The following is a 21,366-nucleotide window of genomic DNA, read 5'->3' on the forward strand; positions in this document are numbered from 1 at the left end:
TTAATTCGTTTAATTCGTTTATATTTTTATCTTTGATGTTATCATTATTATTTGTTTTTTCTATATTTTCTTTTTCTGTATTTTTTTTGTCAATATTTATGTTATTTTTTTGTTTTTCTTCAGTATCCATAATATCACCGTTTTAAACATTACTGATTAGTTAAATATAGATTTTTAAATATGTCTTTTAAGTTGATTCATGAGGTATTTTAATGCAATGAAGCAATATTTTAATTGTATCGGTATTGTTGGACGTCCTCGTCAATCTAATGCATTAATAACACATGAGATACTTTATAAATGGTTAATTAAAAGAGGTTATAAAGTTTTTATTGAATGTGATATTTCTAAAAAGTTAAAGTTAAAAAACCCAAAAACTGCTACATTAATAGAAATTGGTCAACTTTGCGATTTAGCTATAGTAATTGGTGGAGATGGAAATTTATTGTGCATAGCTCGAATTTTAGCATATTTTAATATTAAAATCATTGGTATTAATCGAGGAAATTTAGGTTTTTTAACAGATTTAAATCCTGATAATCGATTTAAAAAACTTTCAGAAGTATTATCTGGACAGTATTTTATAGAAAATCGTTTTTTATTAGATGTAAAGATTTATAAAAAACAAAAGCTTTATAAATCTAGTATAGCTGTTAATGAAGTTGTTTTACATCCTAAACATGTTGCTCATATGATTGAATTTGAAGTTTATATTGATGAAAAATTTGCTTTTTCACAACGTTCAGATGGTTTAATTGTTTCAACTCCTACTGGTTCTACAGGTTATTCATTATCAGCGGGAGGGCCTATTATAGTAACTTCTTTAGAAGCTATATTATTAATACCTATGTTTCCTCATACTTTATCAGCTCGACCTTTGGTGATTAGAAGTGATAGCGTAATTTGTTTAAAATTTTCTAATTCAGAAAAAGATTTAAAAATTAGTTGTGATAGTCAAATAGTATTTCCTGTTAATAAAAATGAATATATTTTACTACAAAGAAGCAATTACTATTTAAATCTTGTACATCCTAAAAGTTATAATTATTTTAAAACTTTAACTTCAAAATTAAATTGGTCTAAAAATTTTTTTTAAAAATTATATAATTTTTTTTGGATACGTTAATATATCATATGTATAAAAATATTTAAATTATATATGAGTTACTATTATGATTTTTTTGGAAAAAATTTATGTAAATTATTAGGAAACAATTTATTAATGAACATTCAAATTTCTAAAATAAAGATATTATTAATAACCCTTTTATTGACCAGTTGTTCATTTTTAGGTAATAAAAATTATAATTATAGGATGAATGAATTTTGTTTAAATTTAGATGAGTTTAAAAAAAATTATAAAGATATGACAAGAGAACAAATAATTTACGTATTTGGAAGTCCGATAATTTCTGATTCATTTAGTGATTCATATCATTATGTTTTTTTTGAACAGTCTAAAAAAAACATATGTAAAAAAGTAACATTAAATATTTTTTTTAAAAAAAATAAAGTTTTTTATTTTAATATTGAATAAATTAAATAATATTTAAAAATTTTGGAGCTGGCGGGATTTGAACCCGCGTCCAAAATTTCTATAAATAAAGGTACTACATGCTTAGTTTTTCTTAATATTAAATTCTTTTCCTAATTTGGAAAAACTCATTTTAGGAACATATCTTGAAAAATACTATCGTGTAAATATCAAGTTTTATTACACGTTGCTCTTTAATAAAATAACCTTTAATAATTTCTCGTTATAAAAGAGGTAATGTTGAGAATAAAGGGCATTATTTAGTTTTTTAAGCTGCTAATGCGTAGTTTTGTTTGTTATTTGTAGCTATTTTTTTACGGCTTTTTACGAGGCAAACCGTTCCTCGGCATGCACTTTATTTTTTTGATAATTTTGTCGAATCCAAAACAGCCCCAAGCTTTATTTTAAAATATTTAGTTGATTAGTATTACAAAAAAAAACAAAATTGTCTATAAAATATTCTAAACTATTTGTAATCTAAAATTATTTTTAATATTTTAAGATTTATAGATCTAAAAAAAGGAATAATCTATGGATGTCATTAAAAAAATAGAACGTCAAATTCAAGATAATATTATTTTAATTTACATGAAAGGAACACCTGAATCCCCTAGTTGTGGTTTTTCTGCTCAAGCTGTACAAGCACTTTCAGTATGTGGAGAAAAATTTGCATATGTTGATATTTTAGAACATGAAGATATTAGAAGAGAGCTTCCTAAATATGCAAATTGGCCTACTTTTCCTCAAGTATGGATAGATGGTGAATTAGTTGGAGGTTGTAGTATTATAGTAGACATGTTACAAACGGGAGAATTACAGAAATTAGTATCTAAAACAATAAAAAAACATAAGAAATAAAATTTAATTTATATTTTTTAAAAAAGATATGACATTTTTAATTAAAATTATTATTTATGTCATATCTTTTTATAGTTTTTAAAAACTTATAAGCAACTGAAATAATATTTTTTATTGAATAAGAATACTTTTATTTTTTATATTTACTGGCCAGCCACCTAAATATTTCCAACGATTTACTAATTCACAAAAAAGATTTGCAGTTTGTAGAGTATCGTAAAGTGCAGAATGAGCTTGATTATTATCAAATGTTAATCCAATAGCTTTACATGCTTTTGATAAAACAGTTTCGCCTACAACTAATGCACTTAACGAAGCTGTATCAAAAGTAACAAATTCATGAAATGGATTTTTTTTAATTTGAACTCTTTTTATTGCAGACATTAAAAAATTATGATCAAAATTTGCATTATGTGCTACTACAATACCTTTACTACAACATTCTTGTTTTATTCCGTTTCTTACTGTTTCTAATATTGATTCAATTGCTAATTTTTCGCTAATAGCGCCGCGTAATGGATTAAATGGATCAATTTTATTAAATGCAATAGCATTGGGGTTAATAATCGATCCTTTAAAAGGTTTTATATGAAAATGAAGTGTATTTGCTTTATGTAACCATCCCAATTTATCCATTTTTAAAGTTATTAAAGCAATTTCTAATATTGCATCGGTTTTTGGATTGAAACCAGCTGTTTCGATATCGATAACAACAGGATAAAAATTGCGAAATCGATTATTTAGTAGATTAAATTCTTTCTTTGTAGACATTTACATCTCATTTAAAAAACTTATTGTTTTTATTTAATAAAATTTATTTTTATTATTAAAATTATGATAATAAAGAAAGTATTTAAAATTAATTAAATAAAAAATAACAAAAAAATTTTTAAAAAATAAATAATTTTTAGATTTATATAATTATTTTAAATACTATTTTATATATTTCTGATGATTCTTGTTTATTAGATAATAATTGTACTATAATTTAACATAATATTTAAGATCAAATTTTTAATTTAATTTTTGTATAATACTTTATACTTTCATAGGACTATAAAAATGGCTTATTCTTTACCTTCGATACCTTATTTATATAATTCTTTAGAGCCTTATTTTGACGAAGTAACAATGAAAATTCATCATACACAACATCATCAAAATTACATCAACAATACTAATGCTATTTTAAAAGATACAGCTTTTTCTTCTCTTTCAATTGAAGAGTTAATATCTATATTCAATGAAATCAGTTTAGAAAATAAAAATGCATTACGTAATAATGCAGGTGGTCATATAAATCATAGTTTTTTTTGGAAATCTTTAAAGATAAATACTGTATTAAATAATAGTATAAAGTCTATATTAGAAAAAAGTTTTGGAAGCTTTGAATCTTTTAAAAATCAATTCGAAAATGTTGCTATGCAACATTTTGGTTCAGGTTGGGTTTGGTTGGTAAATCAAGATGAAAAACTCAATATAGTATCTACTATAAATCAAGATAATCCATTAATGGGGAAATTAATATCAAATACCTATGGTGATCCTATTTTAGGTTTAGATCTTTGGGAACATGCTTATTATTTAAAATATCAAAACAGAAAATCGGATTATATTAAAGCATTTTGGAATGTAGTAAATTGGGATGAAGTAGATAATCGTTTGCAAAAATAAAAATTTATTGATTATATTTTGTAATAAAAAAAATATTTAAATTCTATATTTTTAAACATATAATATTGATTATTATATGTTTTTTAAAAATATCAATCAAGAGATATTAAAGGATTATTTTTGTATACTATTAAAATGATTGTAGGATTATCTAATCCTAAAAATAAATATCACCATACACGTCATAATGTAGGATCTTGGTATATTTATTCTTTAGCAAAACGTTTTGATAAATCATTAAGAGAAGAAAAAAAATTTCTTGGTTTTACTACTTCTATTAATGTACATTCAAATAATGTTAAATTATTTATACCTAATGTTTTTATGAATATAAATGGTAGCGCAATATATAAAATAGCTGTTTTTTATAATATTAATTTAAATGAAATATTAATAGCACATGATGATTTAGATTTAGAATCTGGAATAGTAAAGTTAAAATATAGTTATGGACATAGTGGTCATAACGGACTTAGAAGTGTTATTAATAATTTTAATATAAAAACAGATTTTTATAGGTTTAGAATTGGCATTGGTCGACCAAAAAATAAGACGGAAATACCATCTTTTGTTCTTTCAGAACCTATAATACAAGAAATTAACTTAATTAACATGTCTATTCAAAATGCTATTGAACAAACTTATGCATTATTAACTAGTAATTTATAGTTAAATATTAATTATTTTTATTAATATAAAATAAAATTTTTTATTCTAAGGTATATAAATATGGGTTTTAAATGTGGCATTATAGGGCTTCCTAATGTTGGAAAATCTACTTTATTTAATGCCTTAACTAAAGGAAATTCTGCAATTGCAAATTTTCCTTTTTGTACTATTAAACCAAATGTTGGAATAATTTCAGTACCTGATACGCGTATTATCGAACTATCTAAAATTATTTCTCCTAAAAAAATAGTAACTACATATATAGAATTTGTTGATATTGCAGGTTTAGTTAAAGGCGCTTCTAAAGGTGAAGGTTTGGGAAATCAGTTTTTAAGTAATATTAGGGATACTCAAGCTATCATCCATGTTGTACGTTGTTTTAAAGATGATAATATTAGCCACGTTTATAATAAAATTGACCCCAAAAATGATGTAGATATAATTAATTCTGAACTTATATTATCTGATTTTGATACGTGTGAAAAATCTATATTAAAATTAGAAAAAAATTTAAAACATAATCGAGATGAAGTAGAAAAAAAATTATTTATTTTAAATAAATGTATAAATCATTTAAAAAATTTTTTAATGCTTAAAACATTAAAACTTAATGAAACAGAAAAAAAAATAGTTAGTGATTTTCGATTTTTAACTTTAAAGCCAACAATATATATTGCTAATATTAATGAAAACAAAGAATCTTTAATTTTATTAAATGATTTATATGAAATAGGAAGAAAAGAAAATTCCCTAGTTATACCTATTTCTTCCAACTTAGAATTAGATTTAGCAAAAATGAATGAAAAAGAACAAAAAGATTTTATGAAAGCTTTTAATATAAAAAACTTAGCATTAAATAAAATTATCCAAAATGGATACAAAATGCTTGATTTAATAACATTTTTTACAGTTGGTGTTAAAGAAGTTCATGCTTGGTCTATACCTAATGGTAGTACCAGTATTCAAGCAGCCGCAAAAATACATAGTGATTTTAGTAAAGGATTTATTCGTGCTCAAATTATTAAGTATTTAGATTTTATTCAATATAAAAGTGAAATTAAAGTTAAAGAAATGGGTAAATGTAAAATTGAAGGAAAAGATTATAAAATTGAAGATGGTGATATTGTCAATTTTTTATTTAATATTTAAAATTAATTTAATGATTTAATAAGCTTAACATAACATGTATTTATTTATTTATTTTTTAGAGAGGAAAAAGTTATCCTCTCTAATTTTTTGTTTTTATTTATTTAATAAAAACTCTTTAAGTTTGTTAAAATCTGGATTTATGTTATAAGATAATAAGGGTAAATCCATTCGAGATTTAATTTCATTTGGTAAAGTAATACTACTTTTTACAATTTTTTCGACAGTGTCTTTAAATTTTGATGGATGTGCTGTACCTAAAAATAAACCATACTCATTTTCTTTGAGTTGATTAGTCAATAATCGATATGCAATCGCAGCATGTGGTTCTGAAGTATATCCTAATTCAAAAAGTTCTTTAATGGCTTCTTTTGTGCTTTTATCTGATACGCTACCAAATCTTAAATCACTTAAATCCCAATTATTTCTACGAAATAACTCTTCAATTCTTGGCCAATTATTTGGTTGACTAATATCCATAGCATTAGAAATTGTAGATATAGTTTTTTTTGGTTGCCATTGTTTATTTTTTAAAAATCTTGGAACAGTATCGTTAGAATTTGTACATGCTATAAAAGATTTAATTGGTAAACCAAGAGATTTTGCTAATAATCCAGCTGTTAAATTTCCAAAATTACCACATGGAACGGCTATAACTAATTTTTTTCTTTCTTTTTCTGAAATTAATGAAAAAGCTTCAAAATAATAACATATTTGAGCTAATAATCGACTAATATTAATAGAATTAGCAGAATTTAAACCTATTGATTCTTTTAATTTTTTATCATCAAAAGCTTTTTTAACTAAATTCTGACAGTCATCAAAACTTCCATTAATTGATATTGTTGTTATGTTTTCCCCTAAAGTACAAAATAATTGTTCTTGTAATGAACTAATTTTTCCTTTTGGATATAAAATGATTACTCGAATATTTTTCATTTTATAAAATGCATGCGCGACTGCAGCACCAGTGTCTCCTGATGTTGCAGTTAAAATAGTAAAATTTTCATTTTTTTTATTTAGAAAAAAAATCATTTGAGCCATAAAACGAGCTCCAAAATCTTTAAATGCTAATGTTGGTCCATGAAATAATTCGAAACAACTTATATTTTGATTAATTGAAACTTTTAATGGTTTTTTAAATGAAAATGCTTTTTTTACATGTTCATATAATACTTTTTTAGATATTTCATTATCAATAAATTTATAGAGTATTTCAGTACTTCTTGTAATAAAGTCCATTTTTAGCATTTCTGATAATTCAAAAGGTGTAATAATTGGTATTTCTACTGGGAAAAATAATCCTTGTTGTTGTCCCAGTCCAAGTTTGATGGCAGTTTCAAAATTAACTTGTTCGCTATGATTTTTTAAATTATAAAGTTTCATTTTTTATCCTATTTTTCGAACACCTTTTGTATCTATATAACAAATATGAACAAATCCTGTTTTATTTTGTAAATAATTTTTTGTTAACCATAAAGATATTTTTTGGGCATTTTCAATATTTTCTGAAATAGCAAAAATGGTTGGACCTGATCCTGATATACCACAACTTATCGCACCTAACTTTTTAATTTGTTCTTTATTTTTTAAAAAATCAGGTAATAGTTTGCTACGATATGGTTCTGCTATAAATTCTTTCATACATTTTGCTGCTAAATCAGATTGTTGACTGTATGAAGCATGAATAAAACTAGCTAAACAACGACTGTTTTTAATACATATATCTTGTGTATATTTTTTAGGTAAAATTTTTCTTGCTTCTGCAGTAGATAATTTTATTCCTGGCCAAGCCACGATCCAAAACCAAGTTTTAAAATGTGGAATTTGTTGACTGATTACATCATCATCTTCTAAGATTAACTGAATCCCTCCAAGATACGATGGAGCAACGTTATCATAATGAATACTTCCTGATATTTCCCCTTCTATTTCGCCCATAAGAGATAGTAGTTCTTTTTTATTTAATGGGTTATCAAAAATTTCATTAATTGCAACCAAAGTAGCAACTATAGAACAAGCACTAGATCCAAGTCCAGAACCAATTGGTAAATTTTTTTCTAAAACTATAGAAACTGGAATGTTTTTATTAATTACTCTACAGAATTTATACCAACATTTCCAAACAATGTTTTGTTTATTATTGACAGGTAATTGATTAGAAAAAATTCCTTTATTAAGTAGTTCAAAATTTTCTGATAATTGTATTGTTACACAATCACCTAATAAATCACCATTTATTGGTTCAATGGCTGCACCTAAAATATCAAATCCAACTCCAACGTTACCAATAGAAGCTGGTGCATAAATTTTAATCATTACTGTACTCCACACTGACGTTTATAATATTGTACGTAGTAGGTCGGAAAATACTCCAGAGGCAGTAACATTATTACCAGCACCATATCCTCTTAAAACAAGAGGGATCGGTTGATAATAATTTGTATAAAATGTCAGTGCATTTTCGCCATTTTTAACTTTATATAATGGATTATCTATATGTATTTCTTCAATTTTTACTGAACATCTCCCTTTTTTTTCTATTGTTCCAACAAAACGTAGTACTTTCCCTGAATTTTTTGCTTTTTTAACTTTTTCCATAAAAGGGATATCTATTTCTTTTAATTTATCTAGAAATTCTTTAGTATTTTTATATTTTTTAAATTTTTCAGGTAATATTTGTTCAATTTCAATATCTTTTAATTCTACTTTATATCCCACTTCACGTGCTAATATTAATAATTTTCTCGCAACATCTATGCCTGATAAATCATCATACGGATTTGGTTCTGTAAAACCTAGATCCTTAGCTTTTTTAGTAGCATCTGATAATAAAATATTTTCTTCTAATTTTCCGAATATGAATGACAAGGAACCAGATAATATACCTTTAAAGCAAATTAGATCATCACCTGTGTTAATTAAATTTCGTAACGTTTGTAAAACAGGCAATCCTGCACCTACATTGGTTTCATATAAAAATTTTTTATGTTCTTTTAATTCAGTTTGTCTAATATCATTATAATATTTTAAAGAACTAGTATTAGCTTTTTTGTTTGATGTAACTACATGAAATCCTTTTGAAAGAAAATTAACATATTGTTTAGATAAAATATCGTCAGAAGTACAATCAATTAAAACAGAATTTAAAAAAGAATTATCTTCTAATAATTTATTTAATATTTTAAGATTAAATTTTTCTTTTGAGTTTTTTAAATGTGTTTCCCAATCTTGTAATTCCATTAAATCATTTAAAAATAATATTTTCTTAGAATTTGCGATAGTTCGTATTTTTATTTCTATATTTTTATGTGCTAAAAAATTTTTTTGTTGTAATATTTGTTTAATTAATTCTTTTCCTACCCCACCTACTCCAATTAAAAAAACATTAATAATTTTTTTATTACAAAATAATGCATTATGTACATTTTGCATACTTTGTAAAATTTTTTCTTTTTTAATCACGATTGATATAGAATGTTTTGAAGATCCCTGCGAAATTGCAAGAATATTAATTTTAGATTTTCCTAAAGCGTAAAAAATTTTTGAAGCAATATCATGTTTTTTAGAAATATTAAATCCAACTACAGATAATATGGATAAATCATTAGTGATATTAATGTTATTTAATAGATTTTCTTTAAATTCTAATTTAAATGCTTTATTAATTAAAATAAGAATTTTTTGTCTGTCTTTATCTTGCGTACAAAAGCTAAAATTATTTTTTGATGATGACTTAGTAATTAATATAATATTAATATTTTCTTCCGAAATTAAATTAAATATTTTTTGTATTACATTATTATTTTGTCTTAGTAAAATACCAGATAATGTAAACATTGTAATATTATCTAAATTAGTTACACCTTTCAGAATTTTTTCATCGAATGTATTCTTTTTACAAATTAATGTACCTTGAGATTGAATATTATAAGTATTTTTAATTACGCAAGGAATATTAAAATCTTTAAGTGGTTCAATAGTTCGTGGATGTAAAACTTTCGCCCCAAAATAAGATAATTCCATTGTTTCTTCATATGATATTGACTTTAATAAAACAGTATTAGATATTTTTTTTGGATCTGAAGTGAATACACCGTCAACATCAGTCCAAATTTCACATAACTGAGCATTTAAACAACATGCTAATACTGCTGCAGAATAATCTGATCCATTTCTTCCTAATATTACTAATTCACCTTGTTCGTTACCTGCAATAAATCCTGGCATTAAAATAATATGATTTTTATTGATATTTATTTTATTAATGCATTTTTTAGATTCATTTATATTTATTTTAGAATTTAAAAAAGTTCCTATAGATATCATATTTTTAATAGGATTTATAATAGTAATTTGATGTTCTCTCGATTTTAATACATTTTTCATAATATGAATCGAAAGTATTTCTCCGATAGACATTATAATAGCTTGTACCTTTTCAGGATATTTTTTTAGTATTTTAATACTATCTATAGTTTTTTTTAATTTATTAAATTCTATCTTTATTGTTTTTTTTGTTTCTTTGTATAAAAATTTAGATTCTATTTTTTTAATATTTTCTATTATTTCAATAAATATGTTTTCTGCAAGATTAATGTTTTTTAATATTTTATTAATATCAATATTGTTTTCAGCAATATTAACTAAATAGTTCGTTATCTTAGCTGGAGCTGAAAGAACTATAGCAACTTGTTCGTTATTTTTATTTTTTTCTATAATATCAGCTACACATAAAAATTTTTCTGCATTAGCTAATGAAGTGCCACCAAATTTTAATATTTTCATATTTTATGAATCCTTAAATTTATTTCATAAAAAACTTATATTATTTATAATTAATTTTTTATTAAAAATATATTACTCCTACATTATATGTAAGTTTATTTATAGTAAACCAGAATAGTTATTCTATTGCGATAAGATTATAAATAGATATTAATATTCTTATATATGTAATACCTTGAGAGGTCGAATTAATAAATGGCTAAATTAATTTAATTAGTTTGTTAGGTAGTTTTTTAACAAGAATTAGATTTGTAATTGAAAATATATTTAAATTTTTATCTTTAGTATAACTTATATTGAATATGTTATTAATTTTAACATAAAATTAGTTTTTTTTTTAAATATTAAAAAAGCATAATGTATTATTAAAAAATTTATTATGTTTATATAGTAATTTTAAATAACAAATTATTTTTTAAGGTTTTTATATTTAAAATATTTATTTTTAAAATACATTAAAAATAAAAATTATAGAATAATTTTGCATAAAATATTTTAATTAGTGTTCTAAAATGTAGTGATTTTTATAACATAATGATTATTATCATTGCAATAGTTTAAAAAATAAATATTTCAGTTTTTAATTTTGTATAGAAATCTTATTCTATAAATACTTTTAATTTTTATAAAAATGAATTAGATTATTTTTAGTATAATAAAAATATAATTTAAATTAAAAACTTAGTTAATATTATGAAACATACGATTAAAGTGATTTTTTCTGAAACAGAATTAGGTATTCGTGTTCGTGAATTAGGTCGAGAAATTACTAGAAAATATAAAAACAGTAAAAATAAAATGATATTGATTGCTTTATTACGTGGTTCATTTGTGTTTATAGCTGACTTATGTCGTAACATAAAAATTGAACATGAAATTGATTTTATGACCACGTCTAGTTATGGACGTGGAATTATATCGAGTGGAGATGTAAAAATCATAAAAGATTTAGATGAAGATATTTATAATAAAAATGTTTTAATTGTTGAAGATATTATTGATTCCGGAAAAACTTTAAGTAAAGTTTTAGGTATTTTAAAGTTAAGAAACCCAAAATCTTTATCAATTTGTACACTTTTAGATAAACCTGAATGTCGTGAAGTGAATATTAATATTGATTTTATAGGTTTCTCTATACCTGATGAATTTATAGTTGGATATGGAATAGATTATGCTCAATGTTATCGTTATCTACCATATATTGGAAAAGTAGTATTTAATAATAAATAAATTTTTTAATTTAATAAGATAAATTTCTTGTTATCAACTAAACGAGTATTACCTAACCAAACAGATGCGAGAATAATATTTTTTTTATTTTCTTTAGAAAAAAAACTTAGTTTTTTAGAGTTATATACGTTAAATATATCAATTATGAATCCTTTTTTTATTAGATATTTTTTTGCTAAATCAATAGTTTTATCTAATTTATCACCATTATTTTTTATAATAATATCTGCAGTTTTTTTTATAACTTTATATAAAAAAGGAGCTTTTTGTAATTCTACTTCATTTAAATATCTATTTCTTGAACTAAAAGCCAATCCATTTTTTAATCGAATGGTAGGTAAACTAATAATTTTTATTTGATAATTCAATTCTTGAACAAAAGTTTTTATAATTAACAATTGTTGATAATCTTTTTCTCCGAAAAATGCAAAATTAGGTTGTATTAAATTAAATAATTTACTAATTATTGTTGTTACACCTATAAAATGTCCAGGTCGTGATTTTCCTTCAATAATATTAGATAATTTAGGTTCTTCAATATATGTATGCATTTTTGTACCATTGGGGTAAATTTCAGAGATCTTAGGAGCAAATATAACATCTATTTTAATATTTTTTAGTATTGAGCAATCGTTTAAGAAGGTTTGAGGATATTTTTTAAAGTCTGATATGTTTTCAAATTGCATAGGATTAATAAAAATACTTACAATAACAATATCTACATATTTTTTAGCCAGTAAAATTAATTTTATATGGCCTTCATGTAAATTACCCATGGTAGGTACTAAACCTATTATCTTTTGTTTTTTTTTAAAAAGTTGAATTTTTTTAAATAAATCGTTTGTTTTGTTTATTATATACATGATATTTTATTTTTTAAAAACTATATTTTTCATTAGGGAAAGTTCCGTTTTTTACTTCATTAATATACATTTTTATTGCATTTTGAATACTTCCACTATCTGAAAGAAAATTTTTCACAAATTTTAGTTTCTTATTTTCAGTAATACCTAATAAATCTTGCATTACTAATATTTGTCCATCAGTATAGTTTCCAGCTCCAATTCCAATTACTGGAATCGATAATTTTTCAGTAATTATTTTACTTAATTTTGCGGGAATGCATTCTAATACTAGCATTTTAATTCCAGCGTCTTCAAGAGATAAAGCTTCGTCTATTATTTCATTTGCTTTTTTCTCAGTTTTTCCTTGGACTTTATATCCACCTAAATAGTTTGTATATTGTGGAGTTAGTCCTATATGTCCACATATTAAGATAGATTGGTTCGATAATGCTTTAATAATATGAATTAAATTTTTACCACCTTCTATTTTAATCATATTAGCACCAGATTGAATAATTTTAGCAGTATTTTTTAGCGTCTGATTAATTTCGCAATAAGACATAAATGGTAAATCAGATATTAAAAAAACATTTGGTGCACCTTTTCTTACTGCTTTTGTGTGATATTCAATATTGTTAACTGTTACAGGTATGGTTGAATTATGACCTTGAATTGTCATACCCAGAGAATCTCCAACAAGTATAACTGGAATGCCTTGATTCGAAAATAATTTAGCAAAGCTAAAATCATATGCTGTAATTGCAGCAAATTTGTTTTTTTTATTTTTCCAATTTTGTAAAGTAGAAATATTAATAGATTCCATTTTTAACCTGATTTTTTTAAATAAGTTAATTTAATATAAATTTATTTAAAGGATACTCGAGATAATTTAATATATCAATCGAATATCCTAATCTCTATGTACTACCCAGCCATTTGTTTTTCTCTAATTTCTGCTAATGTTTTACAATCAATACATAAACTTGCGGTTGGTCTAGCTTCTAAACGACGTATTCCAATTTCAATTCCACAAGAATTACAATAACCAAAATCATTATTTTTTATTTTTTTTAAGGTGATTTCAATTTTTTTTATTAATTTACGACTTCTGTCTTGGTTTCGTAATTCTAAACTAAATTCTTCTTCTTGTGTTGCTCTATCAATTGGATCTGGGAAATTAGTCGATTTATCTTGTATATATAGTAAAGTATGATTCACTTCACATTTTAGTTGGTTTTTCCATGTTTCAAGAATTTTTTTAAAATGTAACATTTGATTTTCATTCATATATTCTTCGTCTATTTTTTTTTGATAAGGTTTTAAACCAGCAATAGAAAGAACATTTAAGGAGGATTTTTTTTTTTGTTTGTTTTTTTCCATAGTATTGTCCTAGTAAAAAATTCTATTATAAAATTTTAAAAAATTTTAATATTTTTTATATTAATAAGTATATATTATAAATAATTTATAAATACTTTCATATGTTATATATTTTATTTTTAAAAAAAGATGAATTGATCTTAACACAAACTTTAATTGAATATTTTTTATAAGCCATAGATTTATTTGATTCTATTTTATTTAAACTATTAACAATATTTTTATAAATAAGGAAAATTACAGATGATACAAAAAAAAAAAATTGCTTTAGGAATTGAATATAATGGAGAATATTATCATGGTTGGCAACGTCAAAAAAAACATATTTCTATTCAAGAAGAAGTAGAAAACTGTTTATCTAAAGTTGCTAATCATGATGTTAGTGTTATTTGTGCAGGTCGAACTGATGCGGGTGTTCATAGTATAGGTCAAGTAATCCATTTCAAAACAACCTCTGTTAGAAGTGAATATTCTTGGACAGTAGGTGTTAATACTTATTTGTCTAAAAATATTTCAATCAAATGGGTTAAAGAGGTTCCAGATTGTTTTAATGCTCGAACTAGTGCTATGAGACGTACTTATCGTTATTTGATATATAATAATATTTGCCGTTCTAGTATTTTATATAAAAATTCTAATCATATTTATAAAAATTTAAATGTTTTAAAAATGAATTCTGAAGCTCAACATTTATTAGGAGATCATGATTTTTCTTCTTTTCAAGCATCAGATTGTCAATCTCATTCTTCTTGGAGGAAAATAACTAAAATCAGTGTTTATCGTATAAATAATTATGTTGTTATTGATATTACAGCTAATTCTTTTTTATATCATATGGTACGGAATATTGTTGGTTCTTTAATTCAAATAAATTTTATAGAAAAAGAAAACATAATGAAGGATTTATTAAAAAAAAAAATCGAAATTATGCAGGTCCAACTGCTCCAGCTAAGGGTTTATATTTATTACATGTTGAATATCCTTCATATTTTAATTTACCAAGATTTGAAGATATTTTTATGAAAATATGATAATAATTTTTAAAATTTTTGATTTCTTTCTATAATATATAATTTTTTTAATACAAAATATTTAATAAGGTCTTTAATGTATACGAATAAAAAAAAAATTAGATTATTAGGATACATTTTTATTCTAATATTGATTTTAATTATTTTTTATGGTTTTTTTTTATACATAAAGATAAGAAATTTAATTGATGGTAAAGTGTGGAATCTTCCTACTTCAATATATAGTCGAATAATAAATTTAGAACCAGGTAGTATATTTTCTAAAAATGAAGTCGAAACGTTATTAAAAAAAAATATGTATAGGAAAGTTAATAGAATCATGTTTCCTGGAGAATATAATATATACGGTAATAATATACAATTTATACGTCGTGCTTTTGATTTTCCTGATATTAGGGAGAGTGAACTTTATGTAAAATTGGTTTTTAAGAAGAATTCTTTATTAAAAATTCAAAATATTGAAAATTGTCGTGATTTTAATTTTTTTCGTTTAGAACCAAAATTGATAAATGTATTAAATTCATTTAATGGTAAAAAACGTATTTATTTACCTCGTTCGAAATATCCAATGATTTTAATTAAAACATTATTAGCAGTTGAAGATAAAAATTTTTATCAACATGATGGAATTAATATATCATCTATTATTAGAGCTTTATTAGTTAATATGATGGCAGGAAAAACCATTCAAGGAGGTAGTACTCTAACTCAACAATTAGTTAAAAATCTTTTTTTAACTAATGTTCGTTCAATATATAGAAAAATAAACGAAATGTATATGGCATTAATTTTGGATTCATTTTATGCAAAAGACCGTATTTTAGAGTTATATCTAAACGAGGTTTATTTAGGACAAGATGGAAATGAACAAATTAGAGGATTTCCACTTGCTAGTTTTTATTATTTTGGTCGACCGATTGATGAATTAACATTAGATCAATATGCTTTATTAGTTGGTATGGTAAAAGGAGCTTCTTTATACAATCCCTGGAATAATCCAGGACTTGCTTTAAATAGAAGAAATTTAGTTTTGTTAACTCTGTATAATCAAAAATTAATTGACAAAGAAATTTATATAAAACTCTCTAAGCGACCTTTAAATATTTATCCAAAAGGATTTGTTATTTCAGATCATCCTGATTTTTTGCAGCTTATTCAAATAGAAGTAAAACAAAAATTAAAAAATATAACTGAAAATTTATCAGGTTTAAAAATATTTACCACTTTAGATCCTTTATCACAAAATGCTATTGAAAAAGCTGTTAAAATAAGTATTCCATTATTGAAAAATAAAAAACAATTAAAAGATTTAGAAATTGCAATGGTTGTAGTAGATAAATTTAATGGTGAAATCAATGCTCTTATTGGCGATTCTAATCCAATATTTTCTAGTTATAATCGTGCTTTACAAGCTCGTCGTTCTATTGGTTCTTTATCTAAACCAGTGATTTATTTAAACGCTTTATCAAATCCTAAAAAATATAATTTAAATACATGGTTATCTGATTATCCTATTGCAGTTAGATTAGAAAACGGTAGCTATTGGATTCCAAAGAATAATAATAATGCATTTAATGAACAAGTAACGATGTTAGATGCACTAACTCATTCCATTAATATACCTATAGTAAATTTGAGTGTTGATATAGGTCTTACTGCATTAATAAAAAATTGGATCAATTTAGGTATTTCTAAAAAATATTTAAGTCCTTTTCCTGCAATATCACTAGGATCTATTAATTTGACACCTATCGAAGTTGCTCAAGTTTTTCAAGTAATCTCAAATGGAGGTTATAAATCATTGTTGTCTTCAGTCAGATTTATCATTTCTGATAATGGAAAAATATTATATCAAAGTCTACCAGAATCAAAAAAGATCGCTTCTTCTGAAGCAGCATATTTGACATTATATGCTATGCAAAAAGTTGTAACTTCTGGAACAGCTAAAAGTTTAGGCGTTTTATTTAAACATTTGTCTTTAGCTGGAAAAACTGGCACTACAAATAATTTAGTAGATAGTTGGTTTGTAGGAATAGATGGAAAACAAATTGTGATTACTTGGATAGGACGCGATAATAATAAATCAACTAAATTATATGGTTCTTCCGGTGCAATGCGAGTTTATCAAAAATATCTCAAATATCAATATCCTACACCATTAATATTACATCCACCTAAAAATATTCGTTTTTTTTATATGAATGATACTGGTCAACTATTTTTTAAAAAAAATTATGAATATACAAAATCTATACCAATATGGTTTTTTAATCCTAAAAAGGTACATAATAAACATATATATTTAAGGAAATATTTTACAAAAAAATAATAAATATAAAATTTTTTAGCATTTATTTATTTTAAACTTATAACTGTAAAATTTAATAAATTTTTAAAATTAAATTTATTTTTTATAAGTTATATAAACGTTATTAAATCGTGATAAAAATATAATTTGAGATTTATAATATGTTAATGACATTTTTGAAAAAAATTTTCGGAAATTATAATGATCGTATTTTAAAAAAATATAATAAAATTGTTTCGGAAATCAATTGTTTAGAAAAATCTTTTGAAAAATTTTCAGATAAGCAGCTTCAAAAAAATACTAAATCATTTCAATTAAGATTAAAAAAAGGAGAAGATATTAATAATTTGTTAGTAGAATCCTTTGCTACAGTTAGAGAAGCAAGTAAACGTATTTTTAATATGCGTCATTTTGATGTTCAAATGCTTGGTGGAATAGTTTTAAACAAACAATGTATTGCAGAAATGAGAACAGGAGAAGGAAAAACTTTAACATCGACTCTTCCTGCATATTTAAATGCTTTATCAGGAAAGGGTGTTCATATAGTTACTATGAATGATTATTTAGCTGAACGAGATGCCAAAAAAAATGCCCCATTATTTGAATTTCTTGGTTTATCAGTAGGATTGAATTTATCTGAAATGTCTTTTACTCAAAAAAAATATGCTTATTCTTGTGATATTACTTATGGTACAAATAATGAATATGGATTTGATTACTTGCGTGATAATATGGTTTTTTCTAAAGAAGAAAGAGTTCAACGTGAATTAAATTATGCATTAATTGATGAAGTAGATTCTATTTTAATAGATGAGGCTAGAACACCCTTAATTATTTCAGGTCCTTCAGAAGATAGTTCTTTTTTATATAAAGAAATTAATAAAATAGTACCATTATTAAATTCTCAAAAACAAGAAGATTCAGATCATTTTCAAGGTCAAGGTCATTTTTCGATAGATGAAAAATCAAAGCAAATTTATTTAACTGAAAGGGGGCTAATTAAAATTGAACAGTTATTAATAAGTAAAAAGTTAATGAAAAAAAATGAATCATTATATTCTTCAAACAATATTATATTAATGCATCACGTTATATCGGCCTTACGTGCCCATAAATTATTTGTTCGAGATGTAGATTATATTGTTAAAAATAATAGTGTAATTATTGTAGACGAACATACAGGTAGAACTATGCCTGGAAGAAGATGGTCGGATGGATTACATCAATCAATAGAAGCTAAAGAACAAGTTTCTATAAAAAATGAAAATCAAACTTTAGCATCTATTACATTTCAAAATTATTTTCGTTTATATAAAAAAATAGCAGGTATGACAGGTACTGCTGAAACTGAAGCATATGAATTTAATTCTATTTATAATTTGAATACAATTGTTATACCTACAAATAAACCAATGATAAGAAAAGACATGCCAGATTTAGTATATATGACTGAAAAAGAAAAAATACATGCTATTTTGAAAGATATTCAAAGTTGTATTAAAAAAAATCAACCTGTTTTAGTTGGAACAGTATCTATTGAGAAATCAGAAATTATCTCAAAAAAATTAAAAGAGTTGAATATTAAACATAACGTTTTGAATGCAAAATTTCATGCACAAGAAGCAGAAATTATAGCTCAAGCTGGAAAATCTAAATCAGTAACAATTGCTACTAATATGGCGGGAAGAGGTACAGATATAGTATTAGGAGGGAGCATAGATTCTAAATTGAATAAAAAAATTACTTTAGAGCAAATTGAAGAAATTAAAAAAAAATGGAAAAAAGAACATGATTTAGTTGTATTATCTGGTGGTTTACACATTATTGGTACAGAACGTCATGAATCACGTCGTATTGATAATCAGTTAAGAGGACGATCAGGTCGACAAGGGGATAGTGGATCTTCTCGTTTTTATTTATCAATGGAAGATTCATTAATGAGAATTTTTATATCTAAAAAAATAATTAATATGATGCGTAAATTGGGATTATCTGAAAATGAATCTATTGAGCATCCATGGGTTACTAAAGCAATTGAAAATGCTCAAAAAAAAGTAGAAAATAGAAATTTTGATATTAGAAAACAATTATTAGAATATGATGATGTTTATAATGAACAACGTTGTGTAATTTATGCTCAACGTAATAAATTAATCGATTCTGAAAATATAAAAAATATTATTAATGATATTTTAATAGATGTCTTAAATTCTATAATTAAAGAGTATATTAATAAAAATATTGAAAAAAACAATTGGAAAATTTTAGATTTAGAAAAAAGATTAAGTGTTGAATTTAATATATATATATCAATTTTAGAATGGATGGAAAAAGATTCTTGTTTAAGCGATGATGATATTGTAAAAAAAATTATTGATATTGCACAAAAAAATTATGAAACTAAAGAAGTTTTAATAGGTTATTCAAATATTAGAAAAATAGAGAAATCTATTATGTTACAAACATTAGATGATCTTTGGAAAGATCATTTATCAGCTATGAATTATTTGAGGCAAGGTATTCATCTTCGTGGTTATGCACAAAAAGATCCTAAACAAGAGTATAAAATAGAATCTTTTAATATGTTTTCTAACATGTTAGAATTACTAAAATACGAAGTTGTATTGTTTCTTAGTAAATTAGATGTCTCTCGTGCAAAAAAATACTTTGATTTTAATATTAATTCAGATAAATCATTAGATAATATTAAAATAGGAAGAAATACATTATGTATTTGCGGTTCTAATAAAAAGTATAAATATTGTCATGGAATTTTATAGTTTTATTTTTAAACATATTCATTTTAACTATATTTTATGAGTTATATTAAAATAGCAATCGGCATTATTTTAAAAAAAAATAAAGTTTATATTACGAAAGCAAATCCAATTAAATATACTAAAAATATATGGGAATTTCCAGGTGGAAAAGTAAAAGAAAATGAAAGTATTATATGTGGATTAAAACGTGAATTATTTGAAGAAATCGGAATTAATATAATAAATTTTAGTTTTTTTCAATATAAAAAAAATCAAAAAAAAAAACAAATTATATTTTTTTTTAATTCAAAAATGGCAAGGCAATGCATACAGTAAAGAAGGATATAAGTATATTTGGGTGTATTTAAATAAATTAAAATTTTTTAAATTTCCTACGGATAACGATATTGTTATAAAAAAGTTAAAAAATATTAATAATAAATTAATATAATTTAGTTAAATAATTTTTTTTTAAAATTTTTTCTTTTGATGTTTTTTTAAATTTATACACATCAAATAAATGTGTATAAAAATAATTTAAATAATAAACATACATATTTAATTCTTTGATATTTTTATTATTATTAAAAATAATATCATCTGAAATTAAAATTCTTTTGCTTCTTCTAATTTGTTGATAAAGAATGTTTTTTGCTTGATACAAATTAATTTTATCTCTTATTATTATGCGTTTTATTTGCGTTTTTATAGGTGCATCAACTAAAAGAATACGATCTGCTATTTTATCCATTTTTTTTTCAATAAGCAATGGAACTACCCATAAACACCAAATTGATTTTACTAATTTTATTTGTCGTTTACTTTCTTTGTAAATTTTAGGAATTAATATATTTTCTAACCATATCTTATTTTCCTTATTGTTGAAAATATATTCTCTAAGTAGTTTTCTATTTATTGAATGATTTGTGTTTAATATGCTATTTCCAAATTTTTTTTTGATAGAATTAAATATTTCTATATTTTGTTCTATGATTTTTTTTCCGATAATGTCAGTGTCAATAACATTTACACCTATTTTTTTAAAGCTATTAGAAATAGTAGTTTTTCCGCTACCAATGCCTCCAGTAAGTGCTACAATATAAGTCATAATTATTTTTTAAGCTTTTATATATAATAAATTTAA

18 protein-coding genes, 1 other RNA gene and 1 pseudogene are annotated in these 21,366 nt (G+C 23.4%); 11 read left to right on the forward strand and 9 right to left on the reverse strand.

What is annotated here, in order from left to right; genetic code table 11:
• Positions 1-217 precede the first annotated feature (217 nt).
• Both nadK and bamE read left to right on the forward strand, forming a co-directional pair.
• Positions 218-1,096, forward strand: a complete 879-nt coding sequence (gene nadK / locus D9V64_RS00940) for an NAD(+) kinase (RefSeq protein WP_158366422.1) — start codon at positions 218-220, stop codon at positions 1,094-1,096.
• 63 nt (positions 1,097-1,159) lie between these two features.
• Positions 1,160-1,537, forward strand: a complete 378-nt coding sequence (gene bamE / locus D9V64_RS00945; RefSeq protein WP_158366424.1) for an outer membrane protein assembly factor BamE — start codon at positions 1,160-1,162, stop codon at positions 1,535-1,537.
• Between the two features lie 21 nt (positions 1,538-1,558).
• Here bamE and ssrA read toward each other — a convergent pair.
• Positions 1,559-1,928: a transfer-messenger RNA gene (gene ssrA, locus D9V64_RS00950) on the reverse strand.
• A gap of 137 nt (positions 1,929-2,065) precedes the next feature.
• On the opposite strand from ssrA, the gene grxD reads away from it, so the two are divergent.
• Entirely contained in the window at positions 2,066-2,392 is a 327-nt protein-coding gene (gene grxD / locus D9V64_RS00955) for a Grx4 family monothiol glutaredoxin (protein ID WP_158366426.1), read from the forward strand.
• 111 nt (positions 2,393-2,503) lie between these two features.
• Here grxD and rnt read toward each other — a convergent pair whose 3' ends face one another.
• On the reverse strand, positions 2,504-3,163 hold the full coding sequence (gene rnt, locus D9V64_RS00960) for a ribonuclease T (RefSeq protein WP_158366428.1): 660 nt from the start codon (positions 3,161-3,163) through the stop codon (positions 2,504-2,506).
• Positions 3,164-3,454: 291 nt separating this feature from the next.
• On the opposite strand from rnt, the gene D9V64_RS00965 reads away from it, so the two are divergent.
• From D9V64_RS00965 to ychF, 3 genes are all read left to right on the forward strand, one after another.
• Positions 3,455-4,066 (forward strand): Fe-Mn family superoxide dismutase, encoded by a 612-nt coding sequence (locus D9V64_RS00965; protein WP_158366430.1) that lies wholly within the window; start codon positions 3,455-3,457, stop codon positions 4,064-4,066.
• A gap of 135 nt (positions 4,067-4,201) precedes the next feature.
• Complete coding sequence (pth, locus tag D9V64_RS00970) at positions 4,202-4,735, forward strand: aminoacyl-tRNA hydrolase (protein WP_158367266.1); 534 nt, start codon at positions 4,202-4,204, stop codon at positions 4,733-4,735.
• 60 nt (positions 4,736-4,795) lie between these two features.
• Positions 4,796-5,884, forward strand: a complete 1,089-nt coding sequence (gene ychF / locus D9V64_RS00975) for a redox-regulated ATPase YchF (RefSeq protein WP_158366432.1) — start codon at positions 4,796-4,798, stop codon at positions 5,882-5,884.
• 93 nt (positions 5,885-5,977) lie between these two features.
• On the opposite strand, the gene thrC is transcribed toward ychF, so the two are convergent.
• Genes thrC through thrA form a run of 3 tightly spaced genes read right to left on the reverse strand, consistent with a single transcriptional unit; the run spans position 5,978 to position 10,669 of the window.
• On the reverse strand, positions 5,978-7,267 hold the full coding sequence (gene thrC, locus D9V64_RS00980) for a threonine synthase (protein WP_158366434.1): 1,290 nt from the start codon (positions 7,265-7,267) through the stop codon (positions 5,978-5,980).
• A gap of 3 nt (positions 7,268-7,270) precedes the next feature.
• On the reverse strand, positions 7,271-8,200 hold the full coding sequence (gene thrB, locus D9V64_RS00985; RefSeq protein ID WP_158366437.1) for a homoserine kinase: 930 nt from the start codon (positions 8,198-8,200) through the stop codon (positions 7,271-7,273).
• Positions 8,201-8,221: 21 nt separating this feature from the next.
• Positions 8,222-10,669: a bifunctional aspartate kinase/homoserine dehydrogenase I gene (thrA, locus tag D9V64_RS00990; RefSeq protein WP_158366439.1), complete on the reverse strand. Its 2,448-nt coding sequence runs from the start codon at positions 10,667-10,669 to the stop codon at positions 8,222-8,224.
• Positions 10,670-11,362: 693 nt separating this feature from the next.
• Between thrA and hpt the strand changes: the two genes are divergently transcribed.
• Positions 11,363-11,899: a hypoxanthine phosphoribosyltransferase gene (gene hpt / locus D9V64_RS00995; RefSeq protein ID WP_158366442.1), complete on the forward strand. Its 537-nt coding sequence runs from the start codon at positions 11,363-11,365 to the stop codon at positions 11,897-11,899.
• A 5-nt stretch (positions 11,900-11,904) separates the two neighbouring features.
• Here the strand turns inward: hpt and panC are convergent, their stop codons facing one another.
• The 3 genes from panC to dksA form a co-directional block, all read right to left on the reverse strand.
• Positions 11,905-12,762, reverse strand: a complete 858-nt coding sequence (gene panC / locus D9V64_RS01000; RefSeq protein ID WP_158366444.1) for a pantoate--beta-alanine ligase — start codon at positions 12,760-12,762, stop codon at positions 11,905-11,907.
• 13 nt (positions 12,763-12,775) lie between these two features.
• A complete protein-coding gene (gene panB / locus D9V64_RS01005) occupies positions 12,776-13,567 on the reverse strand; it encodes a 3-methyl-2-oxobutanoate hydroxymethyltransferase (RefSeq protein WP_158366446.1) in 792 nt (263 codons plus the stop codon).
• 101 nt (positions 13,568-13,668) lie between these two features.
• The gene (gene dksA, locus D9V64_RS01010) at positions 13,669-14,124 is read right to left on the reverse strand and encodes an RNA polymerase-binding protein DksA (protein WP_158366448.1); all 456 of its coding nucleotides are present in this window, start codon (positions 14,122-14,124) and stop codon (positions 13,669-13,671) included.
• 243 nt (positions 14,125-14,367) lie between these two features.
• Here dksA and truA point away from each other — a divergent pair.
• The 4 genes and pseudogenes from truA (at position 14,368) to D9V64_RS01030 (ending at position 20,558) form a co-directional block, all read left to right on the forward strand.
• Positions 14,368-15,155, forward strand: a pseudogene (gene truA, locus D9V64_RS01015) (tRNA pseudouridine(38-40) synthase TruA).
• A gap of 76 nt (positions 15,156-15,231) precedes the next feature.
• A complete protein-coding gene (mrcB, locus tag D9V64_RS01020; protein WP_158366450.1) occupies positions 15,232-17,484 on the forward strand; it encodes a penicillin-binding protein 1B in 2,253 nt (750 codons plus the stop codon).
• 140 nt (positions 17,485-17,624) lie between these two features.
• On the forward strand, positions 17,625-20,243 hold the full coding sequence (secA, locus tag D9V64_RS01025; protein WP_158366452.1) for a preprotein translocase subunit SecA: 2,619 nt from the start codon (positions 17,625-17,627) through the stop codon (positions 20,241-20,243).
• A 36-nt stretch (positions 20,244-20,279) separates the two neighbouring features.
• Positions 20,280-20,558 (forward strand): NUDIX domain-containing protein, encoded by a 279-nt coding sequence (locus D9V64_RS01030; protein ID WP_261979786.1) that lies wholly within the window; start codon positions 20,280-20,282, stop codon positions 20,556-20,558.
• 106 nt (positions 20,559-20,664) lie between these two features.
• Here D9V64_RS01030 and coaE read toward each other — a convergent pair whose 3' ends face one another.
• A complete protein-coding gene (coaE, locus tag D9V64_RS01035) occupies positions 20,665-21,330 on the reverse strand; it encodes a dephospho-CoA kinase (RefSeq protein WP_158366454.1) in 666 nt (221 codons plus the stop codon).
• Between the last annotated feature and the right edge of the window lie 36 nt (positions 21,331-21,366).

It is taken from the genome of Buchnera aphidicola (Aphis nerii) (genome assembly GCF_005083105.1).
Classification (GTDB): Bacteria; Pseudomonadota; Gammaproteobacteria; order Enterobacterales; family Enterobacteriaceae; genus Buchnera; species Buchnera aphidicola_AS.